9 protein-coding genes are annotated in these 12783 nt (G+C 35.8%); 4 read left to right on the top strand and 5 right to left on the bottom strand.

Annotated features, from left to right (window positions below):
- Nucleotides 1-508: 508 nt before the first annotated feature.
- The 3 genes from manA to BU038_RS04655 form a co-directional block, all read right to left on the bottom strand.
- On the bottom strand, nt 509-1444 hold the full coding sequence (gene manA / locus BU038_RS04665; RefSeq protein WP_107605041.1) for a mannose-6-phosphate isomerase, class I: 936 nt from the start codon (nt 1442-1444) through the stop codon (nt 509-511).
- Nucleotides 1445-1457: 13 nt separating this feature from the next.
- Nucleotides 1458-3422 (bottom strand): fructose-specific PTS transporter subunit EIIC, encoded by a 1965-nt coding sequence (locus tag BU038_RS04660; RefSeq protein WP_107605040.1) that lies wholly within the window; start codon nt 3420-3422, stop codon nt 1458-1460.
- A 78-nt stretch (nt 3423-3500) separates the two neighbouring features.
- Nucleotides 3501-5366 carry a BglG family transcription antiterminator gene (locus tag BU038_RS04655; protein WP_107605039.1) on the bottom strand — a complete coding sequence of 622 codons (1866 nt, stop codon included), beginning with the start codon at nt 5364-5366 and terminating at the stop codon, nt 3501-3503.
- Between the two features lie 175 nt (nt 5367-5541).
- Between BU038_RS04655 and BU038_RS04650 the strand changes: the two genes are divergently transcribed.
- The 4 genes from BU038_RS04650 (at nt 5542) to adhP (ending at nt 8963) form a co-directional block, all read left to right on the top strand.
- The gene (locus tag BU038_RS04650) at nt 5542-6051 is read left to right on the top strand and encodes a YagU family protein (RefSeq protein WP_107605038.1); all 510 of its coding nucleotides are present in this window, start codon (nt 5542-5544) and stop codon (nt 6049-6051) included.
- An 88-nt stretch (nt 6052-6139) separates the two neighbouring features.
- Nucleotides 6140-6874: a glucose 1-dehydrogenase gene (locus BU038_RS04645; protein WP_107605037.1), complete on the top strand. Its 735-nt coding sequence runs from the start codon at nt 6140-6142 to the stop codon at nt 6872-6874.
- Nucleotides 6875-7052: 178 nt separating this feature from the next.
- Nucleotides 7053-7847, top strand: coding sequence for a hypothetical protein (locus tag BU038_RS04640; RefSeq protein ID WP_107605036.1), 795 nt, complete (start codon nt 7053-7055; stop codon nt 7845-7847).
- A gap of 105 nt (nt 7848-7952) precedes the next feature.
- A complete protein-coding gene (gene adhP / locus BU038_RS04635; protein ID WP_002480248.1) occupies nt 7953-8963 on the top strand; it encodes an alcohol dehydrogenase AdhP in 1011 nt (336 codons plus the stop codon).
- Nucleotides 8964-9098: 135 nt separating this feature from the next.
- Here the strand turns inward: adhP and BU038_RS04630 are convergent, their stop codons facing one another.
- Together BU038_RS04630 and BU038_RS04625 are read right to left on the bottom strand one after the other, a co-directional pair.
- Nucleotides 9099-9620, bottom strand: coding sequence for a DUF805 domain-containing protein (locus BU038_RS04630; RefSeq protein ID WP_107605035.1), 522 nt, complete (start codon nt 9618-9620; stop codon nt 9099-9101).
- A gap of 191 nt (nt 9621-9811) precedes the next feature.
- Nucleotides 9812-12649: a YhgE/Pip domain-containing protein gene (locus BU038_RS04625; protein WP_107605034.1), complete on the bottom strand. Its 2838-nt coding sequence runs from the start codon at nt 12647-12649 to the stop codon at nt 9812-9814.
- Nucleotides 12650-12783: the final 134 nt, after the last annotated feature.

The following is a 12783-nucleotide window of genomic DNA, read 5'->3' as shown; positions in this document are numbered from 1 at the left end:
AGGGTACCGTGTATATATTTTCATTTGACTTATCTTGTACAATATTGATATGATAAAAATGTAATAAAAAGAGCTAAGTAAGCTGGAACTTACTTAGTTCCGAGTAAAGGCTCACAATCAGGGTTGTGAAACTCTAACGAACCTAAATGGTTAGTTAACTTCTGTACTAAGCGCAATTAAGTACAGAAGTTATTTTTTTGCCATCTTATTGATAGCTGCTTTTAGCAAAAAAGTCACTAAAACAACGGAACATACATTTTCAAAATTCAAATGAATTTCTATTAGCGTAATATCCATACTATCACCTCCCCGATAACTCCATTTAAGGCTCGAGGCGGCTTCACATACTTCTCTTTATTTCATGCAAGGTTCTTTACTCTTGGATATTATACCATCTTTATCTATAAATTACTTTATAATTTTTAAATGTAATATTTTTTCTCGCGAAGTAAAAAAAGAGCTGAAACAGCCAAAACTGTCTCAACTCTTCATTAGTTCATACAAATATTTATGGATGACTTACTATAATACTCATATCACCTTTGAATGTGATATCTAAATCTTCTGAAGTTATGACAAAATGTGTACCTTTGTCTATAGTGTTTGATTGGCCATCTACAATTACTTCTCCGCTTCCTTCAATCACAGAGATCAAACAATACTCATATGGCTTTTTGAAAATCAATTCACCCTGAATATCCCATTTCTCTACAGTGAAGAATTCATTTGATACAAATTGTGTAAATGCTTGTCCATCGCGTGTTTCATGAATTGGTTTTGTATTAGGATTTATTTGGTTTACATCGATGACTGCCTTACTTTGTTCAAGATGTAATTCACGTGTATTACCATGCTTATCTTTACGGTCATAGTCATAAATACGATACGTTGTATCAGATGATTGTTGTGTTTCTAAAATTAATATCCCTGCGCCAATCGCATGAACGGTACCTGCTGGTACATAATAGAAATCACCAGGTTTTACTTTTTCTTTATGGAATAAACCTTCGAATTCTTTATTATCTATCATACGCTCTAAATCTTCTTGATTTTCTACATTAACGCCATATATAATTTCTGCATCTTCTTTAGCGTCTAAAATATACCAGCACTCAGTCTTACCATAGCCGCCTTCATGTGCTTTCGCGTATGCATCATCTGGATGAACTTGAACAGATAATTTATCATTCGCATCTAAAATTTTTGTTAAAAGTGGAAACTCGTCTCTTTGGTCATTTCCAAACAATGCTCTATCTTCATTCCACACTTGTTCTAACGTTTTACCTTGATGCTCACCATTCTCAATCACATTTGAGCCATGTGGCAGGGCTGAAATTGCCCAACATTCACCTGTTAAATCATTTGGGATGTCGTAATTAAATTGTTTTAAGGCTGTGCCTCCCCAAATACGTTCTTGAAATACTGTTTTTAGAAATAATACCATACGTTATCATCCTTTATATTGCTTTTAGTATGTCGTAAATTGTCTCTTTATCTTCTGCATTAATTAATTTTTCGCGTGTTTCATCGTCCATAAGAGTCTTAGATAAGCGTTGTAATAATTTCAGATGTGTATCATTACTGTTGTTAGGTACAACGATTAAGAAAACAATCTTAGGTAATGAGCCATCTAAACTTTCCCACTCAATACCGTTTTTATTTTGTAATACTGCAACTACAGGTTGTTTGACTGCATCTGATTTCGCATGTGGAATGGCTACGTTCATACCGATGGCTGTCGTAGATTCAGATTCACGTTTTAATACAGAGGATTTAACTTGATCAAATTCTTCAACATAGTTTTGATTTTTTAGTTCTGTGATGAGTCGATCAATCACATCATCACGTTTCATTTCACTGTTTGTTAATTCAATTAGGCTTTTATGGAAAACAGTATCTTCTTTTGTTTCTTGTGTATTTGTATCTGCATGTACCGGCTCTGTTTTTGTTTGAGTTGTGTTTGTTCGCGTATCTTGTTCATCAGAAAGTTCCGTTGTTACACCTTCTCCTTCAAGTACTGCAGCCGGTGCATTTTTTTTGAATAATAAAACTGTTGCTGTTGTGATTAAGCTACCGATAATAACTGCAACGAAGAACCACAATACGTGCTCAATGCCACCAAGTACTGCAACAATAGGACCGCCGTGAGCTACTCTGTCTCCTACGCCACCTAAAGCTGCGATAGCTGCTGCTACCATAGCACCAATCATATTTGCTGGAATGATACGAAGTGGATCTTGCGCAGCGAATGGAATCGCGCCTTCAGTAATACCGAATAACCCCATTGTGAATGACGCTTTACCCATCTCTTGTTCTGAGTTATTAAATTTACGTTTTTGAATAAATGTTGCTAATCCTAAACCAATTGGAGGCGTACATACCGCAACCGCTACCATACCCATTACTGCATAGTTACCTTCAGCAATTAATGCTGAACCGAATAAGAAAGCTACTTTGTTAACTGGACCACCCATATCAAATGCAATCATGGCACCAATAATGAGTGCGAGGACAACAATGTTCGCGCCTTGCATACCTTTTAACCAACCAGTTAAAGCTGTAAATACACCTGAAATTGGAGCACCAATAATAAAGACAAAGATTAATCCAACTACTAATGAAGCTAAAATTGGAATAATGATAATCGGCATAATTGGTGCCATAGCTTTAGGCACTTTGACGTTTTTAATCCATTTCGCAACATAACCAGCGATGAAACCAGCAACGATACCGCCTAGGAATCCTGCACCAGCTTCACTGCCATAGAAACTTCCGTCTGCTGCAATAGCACCGCCAATCATACCTGGTACGAGTCCTGGTTTATCTGCAATACTATAGGCGATATAACCTGCTAGTATTGGTACCATAAAGCTAAATGACAATGCTCCGATTTTCTCTATAGATTTCCAAAATGAATCATCTGGAATGACTAAACCTTTAGCTGAAGGTTCACCGCCAAGCGTTAAGGCAATGGCAATCAATAATCCACCAACGACGATGAAAGGCACCATAAATGACACACCATTCATCAAGTGTTGGTAAATCATTTGTACGCCGCTCTTCTTCTCTTCTTCTTCATAACTGTCATCTTCTGAAGCACCTTCATGATGATAAATACGTGCATCTTGATCGATGATGCGTTGTATTAATTCTTTTGGATGATGTATGCCTTCTCTGACATTTTCGTTAATTAAACGTTTACCGTTAAAACGTGATAAGTCTACTTGTCTATCTGCCGCAATAATAATACCGTCTGCTTCTTTAATTTCTTTTGCTGTTAATACATTTTCTGCACCCACGCCGCCTTGTGTCTCAACTTTGATATCTACACCCATCTCTTTAGCTGCTTGCTCTAATTTTTCTTGAGCCATATATGTGTGAGCGATACCATTTGGACAAGACGTAATCGCTAATATTTTCATGTGAATCACGCTCCTTAGTTAAAGTGTAAGCGCTAACACTAAGACATAAAAAAAGATAATTACCGTTACTAGTGGCAATTATCCTTTAATCATTTTCATTAATTTAGTTTTAAATGGTTGTGATTCAAGATACATAAGCTCATCTATAGTTTTTTCATCCAGTTGCGCGATAGTTTGGATAATACGTTTTGTAAGCTGAATATCTTGTTTAGTCGTTGCTAAAAAGAAAGCTAATTTAACTTGATGCTCTTTCCAATAGAAACCTTTAGTGCTTTTAAAAACAATGACATGAGACTTTAATACTTTCTCAGGATTGCCATGCGGTATAGCAACTTGATTTCCTATATAGGTTGAAGACATTCTCTCACGTTCTAAAGCACTTTCGATGTACCCTTCTAATACAGCATGATTATTACTCAGTATGTCTTGTGCCTTTTCAAATATAGAAGCAGTGTTAAATGCTTTTTCCCCTTCTGTTTCAACTATAAAGTTCACACCTGAAAATTCATCTGACTTCATAGCTGGTTTTAACTTTTTAGCCATAAATGTTTCTAATTGATGCTTATCATCATCGCTTAAAAGCGGTGACACCTGAAGTAACTCTACATCTTTTGCAAGTTGATCAATAGTAATATCATGGGTTGTGATGAGCATATCAATTCCTGTGAAATCATACTGATCGATATCTTCCAATCTAATCGTATCTTTAACTTTAATATGCTCACTTAACTTCGAAACTTTTGTAGCAAGTAATTGAGAGATACCAATTCCATAATAACAAGCAATTACCACATTTAAATGGTGTTGTTCATTACGGTCAATTGAAGATTGAAAATGTATTGTCAGAAAGGCAATCTCATCCTCAGTTAATTCTACACCCGCTTCTTCTGTCATTTGTTGCCCAATATCATAAAGTACGTTAAAAATGAACGGATATAGTGCTTTAATTTCTTTAGTCAGTGGATTGTTAAGGTAAACTTCTTTCATAATTCTTAAATACGTCCGTCCAAAATGGGAATAGAGGTTCTCTTTCAGCACTTGGTCTTGCGTAAAGTGTACGCCTACTCGTTCTTCCATACGTTCAATCATTCGGTTAATATAGCTTTCTATAAATAGTTGTTGCACGCCTAAGTCGAACTTATTAAAGTGATAGCTGATAAAAAAAGAAAACAGTTTAGTCACTTGTAAATTTAAAGTGTAGCCTAACTTAAGGTTTATTTCTTCAATAATTTTCTTTGAAATTAATAATGCTTCTTCATTTAATCCCCCGTTGATATTCTCTGTAAAGCCTCTCTTCATAATTAAAATCAAATGAATTAATAACTGTTCAACTTGAATATCTGAAGTTTTAATGTCAAAGTCATTGAGATTACGTTTTATAATTTGTGTGATTGTATCTACATGTGCTCTAGGTAACTCGTCTAATATAAGTGACTCTACACGATGATTACGTGTAGAAAGCTGATTTAAATGAAGTGTGGCATTGTTTAGGTTAGTCTGACTTCCTACTACTTCTATACCTTTACGGGGCTTAACATTGATAGCTACATCAAACTTTTCACACCAGGCATGAATACGTCCAATATAATCAAGTAATTCTTTCTTAGTCAGATGATACGTTTTTTCTAATTGATGTAATGTTAATTGAGTATCATTCATTAATAGTTGATAACCTAAAGTTACTAGTATTTTATGGTCTCTATCTGTATATTCTTCGAGTCGTCTTTCAATTTTTTTAATAGTATATTGCTCAGTGTTGATTTGATAACCTCTTGATTTTACGCTGACTATCAAATCTTTCATAAAGTTTGTATTCACTGCTTTAATATCATTTCTCGTGGTACGATTTGATACATTCAAGAAAGTGGCTATGTCGTCAGACGTAAGATACTGTTCAGCATTATTAATAAAAAGTTGTATTAACTTAATTTGTCTTTCAATCATAGAAACCACCTCCTATTTATTACATTTAGTTTAAAGCACTTTAATAAAAATTCCTATCTTTTATATTAAACACAATTTCTTATCCTGCTAATTGGTCTTCACGTTTCTTGAATTTGTTATATTATACACAACCTAACCATGCTAATATAAAGTTATTGTTAAGGAGGAGAATTATATGAATCAAGAAAAAACAAATTCTACATTTCAATTTATCTACACTGCAGTCATTGCAGGATTATTATCAGGTATTGTCAAATTAGGATGGGAAGTCATGTTTCCACCTCGTACTCCAGAAAGAAACGCGACTAACCCCCCTCAACAGTTATTGCAGCAATTTGGATTTTCTCAAGATTTTACACATCAAACCTATCAATTTTCAGAACAAATGTTACCGTGGGTCAGCTTCATTGTTCATTATAGTTTCTCTATTGTAATTGCAATAATTTATATTTATTTAGCTAAAAAATATCCAGTTGTTTATGCAGGTTATGGCGCTCTATTCGGCGTCTTTATATGGATAGCTTTTCATTTATTAATTATGCCTATCATTCAAACTGTTCCAGCACCTTGGGATCAACCATTTGACGAACATCTATCTGAACTATTTGGTCATGTAGTATGGATGATGACAATTGAGTTAGTAAGACGTTATGCACTGTACAAAAACAAGGCCTTAAAGTCATAATAAGAATCATTATATAGTCACATCTTTAGCATGCCATTATAAAGAGGTCTACAATTAAAATAGACAGAGATATGAAAGGATGTTTTAAATGGGAAGACTTACTGATAAAGTACTCATTATTACTGGTGGTGCTCAAGGTATGGGTGAAGTACATGCGAAGAAAGCTATTGCCGAGGGCGCTAAAGTCGTGATTACTGATTTAAATAAAGAAAAAGGGCAACAAACTGCTGAAATTTTAGGAGAGAATGCGATATTTATTCAACAAGATGTTTCAAAAGAAGCAGATTGGCAACATGTCATAGATGAGACTTTAAAAACATGGAAGCGAATTGATGTTTTAGTAAACAATGCAGGTATTACCTATAATAAGACCCTTCAAGACATTACATTAGATGACTATTTAAAAATTGTAAATATTAACCAAGTTTCTGTCTTTTTAGGTATCAAAGCCGTATCTGAAGTTATGAAACAACAAGGTAGTGGTTCAATTATTAATATATCTTCTATGAATGGTCTAGTGGGTGGAGCCATTGGTTATACCGACACAAAATTCGCAGTCAGAGGTATGACAAAAGCGGTTGCGAAAGAATTATCGCCTTTTAATATTCGTGTTAACTCTGTACACCCAGGTGTCATTCAAACACCTATGTTAGAGCAAGAAGATGTAAGAGAAGCGGTTAAAGCATTCGAAAAAACAATTCCTATGAGACGCGTTGCTCAAGCAGAAGAAGTTTCAAACCTTGTTTGTTTCTTAGCATCTGATGATGCCTCTTATTCTACTGGCTCTGAATTTGTAATAGATGGTGGTCTCACTGCCCAATAAATATATAATTTTCAACTCAACGAAATTAGCTTTTCCAAATTTCGTTGAGTTTTTATTTAATCATTATTTCTCTGCGCTTTTTCAACAAATTTTCTACAACTTTTATATACGCAACTTATTTCTTTTTGATTGATATACAATAGCAATATATTGATAATTACAACAAAGGAGCATTAGTGTGAAAAAAATAAGAACTATTCAAATGTTTGTTGAGAAGATGAATGAAAAAGCAGCTAGTATTGGGATGTCTCGTTCTATGTTTAAAAACCCTACGGGTTTAACGGAAAAGTATCAACTATCAACGAGTTATGATCTGTCATTATTAACACTACATGCAAGTGCAAATGTGGATATTGTGAGAATTTGGAAGAAACAGCATTATTCATTTTGGGTGAAAGGACCTAATGCGAGACGCATGGATCTCACAACAAGAATAGACAACGAAAAATTGAATCAATATTACGATATTTTAGGTGGCAAAACTGGAACTGTGGGCTTTATTAAAAATTTAAGTCTTTTAATTTATGACGGTGAAAGTGTTTGTATCGTCACATTGCTCAAAGCGAGAGGTAATCGATTCCATCAAGCTAAATTACTTATAGATTATCTCTTAAATAAAGGGTCTCTAGATGGTGTAGATACAACAGCTTATACAGTTTTAAAATATCCTTCATATAATCCTTATTTATTCACACGTTTCAAACCAGAAATTCTTATTTCTAAAAACGGTAATGCGCGTAATAATCCCGCAAGCTTAACTAAACTATTGACGTTGTTGACCGCTTTAGATTATCCATTAGATTTAAATAAAGATTTAACCGTACAACCTGAAGACATGGCTGAAGATAACCTCAATGATATTAGAGAAGGAGATATTATTAGATTAGATGATGCCTTACACTTAATCTTGTTAAGATCTTCAAATATTATGTCTAACGTGCTAAGTAGATATGTCTCAGAACACTATCTTTAACGCTTAAATACCTATGTAAAAGTTACTAAATTAGCCTTATTTACGATAACCTTATTGCTCTCAATATTAATATAATAGTATTGATTAAGTAAGGAGGTTTTCTAAATGAAAGCAATAGTAGTAGGTAAAGATCATCAACCCCAAGTTACTGAGAGAACATTACGCCCTTTGAAATACGGTGAAGCATTATTAGACATGGAATGTTGTGGTGTTTGTCATACAGACTTACATGTTGCCCACGCTGATTTTGGCGATGTGACTGGCACTATTTTAGGTCATGAAGGTATCGGTATTGTAAAAGAAGTCGCTGAAGGTGTTACAAGCTTAAAAGTAGGAGATCGTGCAAGTGTAGCATGGTTCTTTGAAGGATGCGGCCACTGTGAATATTGTACTACAGGTCGTGAAACACTATGCCGCGAAGTTAAAAACGCTGGTTATTCTGTAGATGGCGGTATGGCACAAGAATGTATCGTTACTGCAGACTATTCTGTTAAAGTTCCAGATGGTTTATCATCAGAAGCTGCCAGCAGTATCACATGTGCAGGTGTCACAACATACAAAGCAATTAAAGAATCAGGCGTACGCGCTGGTGAATGGCTTGTCTTATTCGGTTTAGGCGGACTTGGAAACCTAGCTTTACAATATGCGAAAAAAGTATTTAACGCTAAAGTTATCGCAGTAGACATCAATGACAGTCAACTTGAATTTGCGAAACAATACGATGCAGATGTTACTTTAAACCCTAAAGAAGTAGATGTCGCAAAATACATTCAAGAACATGTAGACGGTGCACATGCAGCAGTTGTTACAGCGGTTGCTAAACAAGCCTTCAACGCAGCTGTTGAATCTGTACGTGCTGGCGGTACTGTAGTCGCAGTCGGCTTACCAACAGAATCTATGGACTTATCAATTCCACGTTTAGTATTAGACGGTATCCGCGTAGTAGGTTCACTAGTAGGTACACGTGAAGACTTGAAAGAAGCTTTCCAATTTGGTGCTGAAGGTCTAGTCGTACCAAAAACACAATTACGCCCAATGGAAGATGTTCAAGATATCTTTAAAGAAATGGAAGAAGGCAAAATCAACGGCCGTATGGTTATTGATTTACGCCATTAATCACAATCTTTAAACACAACTTGTTTAAATAACATTTGATCTAAAATGGACAGAAGCTCTAAAGGAAATCTAATTACTGATATCCTTCAGAGCTTCTTAGTTTATATTCAATGATATGTTTAAATTAACTGTTTATTATTCAACTTCTACATCTTGTGCTAATGGGTTGTTTGAAACAGCTTTATTACTGCCGCCATCACCGTAGTTATTCGGCGCTTTGTCCCCTGGTAGCACCAATAAGTAGATAATATAAAGTGTGACTAAACCAGCAACCACAATGCCGAAGACACCTGCGAATGCTGTGGCACCTAGTACCGAACCTTCGCTCGCATTTGCTGCCAAGACAACACCAAAGAAGAAAACAAGTGTTCCAACTGAAGCGATAAAACCGCTGATATATGAAATAATCGCAAATAGCATTGTACGGTTCGTGTCATGCAAACGTCTTACCATCACAGTGAAAGATGGGATGATAATCGCTATGGCAAAGATACTGCTTAATAAACCTCCTGAAAGTGCCCCTAAAACAGTTGAAATTAAAAAGTTAATCCAAAATGGATGCCAATAATCCGCTCGATCTGAGCGTCCATTCACATCTAAAAAGCGAGTCCAAAATTGTTTATAGCTTTCAATAATTTGATTCGGTTGATTTTCCATCGTAACCCTCCCCTTGTTTGTTAGGGTCATTATACCCACAATCAATTGAATATCTCAAATTAATTTTAAGTAAATAATTTGTTAATTCATATAAAGTATTGCGTTCTTTAAGATCAGCAAAAATATAAAAAGAGACCTGAAATCAAAGCTGACTTCAAGTCTCCTATTTACTGCGTTTATATTGTTTTATCTTATTCTAAAACATCACTTTCTTCTGCTTTCTCTGACACTTTTCTCATAATCGGATCAGTGATCGGTTTAAAGATAATACCGATAATAAAGAATACAATGCCGAAGATCAGAAGAATCACTAGTTTTTTCGTTAAAATTTCAGGCACAAAGCCACCGACCGCTTCTCTCATCACATCAATCGCATACGCAAACGGCAAGTATGGATGAATCGCTTGGAAGAACTGCGGTGTAACTTCAATTGGGAACGTTCCGCCCCCACCTGCGATTTGTAAGACTAACAAGATAATCGCTAACGCTTTACCAGGGTTTCCTAGTAATGAAACCAGTGTATAAACAATCGTCACAAAGACGAGTGAAATAATCACAGATAACCCGATAAACCATGCCACATGTTCAACTTGGGCCTTCAAAATCACAATATCTCCAATAGAAACAATCAACGATTGAAGGATACCGATAATATAAAACAGACCAAGTTTTCCTAAATAAGTTTCTCTTGTGGTAATACCCGGCAAGTCCGCAACATGTTTATTATCTGTCGTCAATAAGCTCACCATCAATAACGCACCGACCCAAATAGACAATGCTGTGTAGAATGGTGTACTTGCTGAACCGTAGTCTTTGACTGGGAAGATATCTTTTTCATGAATCTTAATCGGATTCGCAATGACATCTGCTTGTTTCTTCAAGTCATTTTTCAGTAAATCCACTAACTTATCTACTGCGTCATCATCTTCCACTTCATCAAAGAGCTTGTTAGCTTTCGCTAAATCTTTCTCAAGATCCGGCAAGTCGTTTCTGATAAATTCAGCTAACTTATGCAGATCTTCTTTCGCTTGCGGTTGATTTTCATCTAACAATTGCACAATACGGTCATAACGATCGAACAATGTCGGCAGATTCGCATTAACCGTTGCGGTAGTATCCGCAAGTTGTTGTTCTAGACCAGGTAAGTCATTTCTAACGAATGATGCGGCACGTTCAACCCCTTGTTTAAACTGCGGATAATAACGTTGTGCAGTCGCTACCGCATTTAAGTAACGTTGTTCTAATTGCGGTAAAACACTTTGTATCGTCTCAATACGATCACCTGCGACATCTAAAATAGATTGGCCTTCATCAATCACTTGTTGAATCGTATTCAGCTTAGATTGAACTGTAGAAAGTTTTGCTTCTCCTGTATTCAAGACAGCCATAATGTCTTGTGACACGTTGATTAAGCGTTGATTCAAGTCTGATTTTATATAGTTTCTTAAATCACTTAATGCATCATTAACATTCGGAATTTCTTTTAATAATTTTACTGCTTCAGCTTTACCAGAACTGCCTTGTTTCAAGGCATCTCTCAATTGATTTTGAAGCTTAATCACATGATTGACTCTGTTATTCGCAGCTTCTAATGTTTGAATTTCTTTAGATAAGTCAACATGCTCACGGTTTTCAAGTTCAGACAAGATATCAATCAGTTGTTGATTAGTCTTGCTTGTCACTTGCAGACGTTCAATCAAGTTATCTAATGTACTTTCAAATTCTTGAGGTTTGTCAGACGCTAAAATACCATAAGTCACTTCTTCTAACGCTGCTAAATCTTGCTGACTTGCTTCTGATTGTTGTTCTGTTTGTTGTGAGAGTGCTAAGAGTGCTTTTGATAATGATGATTCCATCGCATTCGCATCGTTTGGATTAATCGTATCCGTGTTGTTTGAATCTTCACCGTTAGTACTCATTTGTGACGTACGAATATTTGAGTAACGTCCATTGTTTGTCGTACTTTGCGGTGCAGTTTGTGCTCTGCGGTTTAACTCATTTTGCACATTTTGATCGACTTCTTGTGCATTATCAATCACTTGTTGGTAACTGCCTACTCGTTGTTTCACTGCTGATAAGTAACCTTGTGCTTCTTTTAAACCTTGTTTACCAGCTGTGACACCATTACTTGCGATGTCTACACCACGATTGATACGTGGAAAAGCTTGCGGCACATCATTTGACGCAACATCTAATGCACGTTCTATATTCGGTAAATACTCATTTAACGCTAAGATTAACTTTGCACGTTCGTTCAATGCTGGGATGGCTGAATTCACTGCGTTTAATTTATCTTGCGCGTCTAAGATATCTCCTTTATATTGATTCAACCCTCGGAATTTATCTGCGTATTCATCTAATTGATCTTGGTTTTGGTCAAGATATAGAATCTTTTTCGCAAACTCATTAATTTTCGGTACTGAATCATTCGCAGTCTTCACTGCTTTTTGAATCTTATTAATCGTCGGGATTTCTTCCTCAAGTTTTACACCTAAACGATTGGCTTCATCTAACAATGCTTTCGTTACTGTTTCATTAAATTGTTCATTCGCTTTTTGAACAATTGCACTCGTTCCGGCATCTGTCATCTTCGGCGCAATCGCATTTAATTTCTGGTTCACTTTGTATTCAACGTTCGCTTGTTGCGGGTCTTTTCTCAGTGTTCCAGTAATTTCGTGTGTAAACTTGTCTGGTATGTACATTGCGGCGTAATACTTACCCATTTTCAAATCATGGTCCGCTTTTTTCCGACTGACAAATTCCCAGTCAAAGTGGTCATCTTTCTTCAGGTTATCGACAATGGTGTCCCCGACATTGATTCGTTTGCCTCGGACTTTATCACCTTTATCTTCATTGACGACTGCGATTTTAATATTTTTCGTATTACCGTAGGGATCCCAAGTCGCATCTAAGTTGAACCATGCGTAAAAAGACGGCAATATCGCTATACCGCCTAAAATCACTAAAACGGACGGGTGCTTGATAATTTTCTTTAAATCCATCAGGAACAGCTTTATCGCGTTCTTCATTTGTACACCTCTAAAATTTTTCTATCTATTTTGGTTTCGCATTAATTTCAAATTACTGTTTGTTTCTCTTGAATAAATTGATATAATGGCCTCATTAGTAGGGTCACTCTTTAAAAGTTAACAACTATCAACAA

Origin of the sequence: Staphylococcus simulans (assembly GCF_003043455.1) — a bacterium.
GTDB lineage: Bacteria > Bacillota > Bacilli > Staphylococcales > Staphylococcaceae > Staphylococcus > Staphylococcus simulans_A.
Note: the sequence above shows the minus strand (reverse complement) of the source record. Positions and strands in the feature narration are given on the sequence as shown.

What these genes read in the sequence shown, in the direction of transcription:
- manA (WP_107605041.1), bottom strand. Translation starts at nt 1,444, where the DNA reads ATGGTATTATTTCTAAAAACAGTATTTCAAGAACGTATTTGGGGAGGC.
- BU038_RS04660 (WP_107605040.1), bottom strand. Translation starts at nt 3,422, where the DNA reads ATGAAAATATTAGCGATTACGTCTTGTCCAAATGGTATCGCTCACACA.
- BU038_RS04655 (WP_107605039.1), bottom strand. Translation starts at nt 5,366, where the DNA reads ATGATTGAAAGACAAATTAAGTTAATACAACTTTTTATTAATAATGCT.
- BU038_RS04650 (WP_107605038.1), top strand. Translation starts at nt 5,542, where the DNA reads ATGAATCAAGAAAAAACAAATTCTACATTTCAATTTATCTACACTGCA.
- BU038_RS04645 (WP_107605037.1), top strand. Translation starts at nt 6,140, where the DNA reads ATGGGAAGACTTACTGATAAAGTACTCATTATTACTGGTGGTGCTCAA.
- adhP (WP_002480248.1), top strand. Translation starts at nt 7,953, where the DNA reads ATGAAAGCAATAGTAGTAGGTAAAGATCATCAACCCCAAGTTACTGAG.
- BU038_RS04630 (WP_107605035.1), bottom strand. Translation starts at nt 9,620, where the DNA reads ATGGAAAATCAACCGAATCAAATTATTGAAAGCTATAAACAATTTTGG.
- BU038_RS04625 (WP_107605034.1), bottom strand. Translation starts at nt 12,649, where the DNA reads ATGAAGAACGCGATAAAGCTGTTCCTGATGGATTTAAAGAAAATTATC.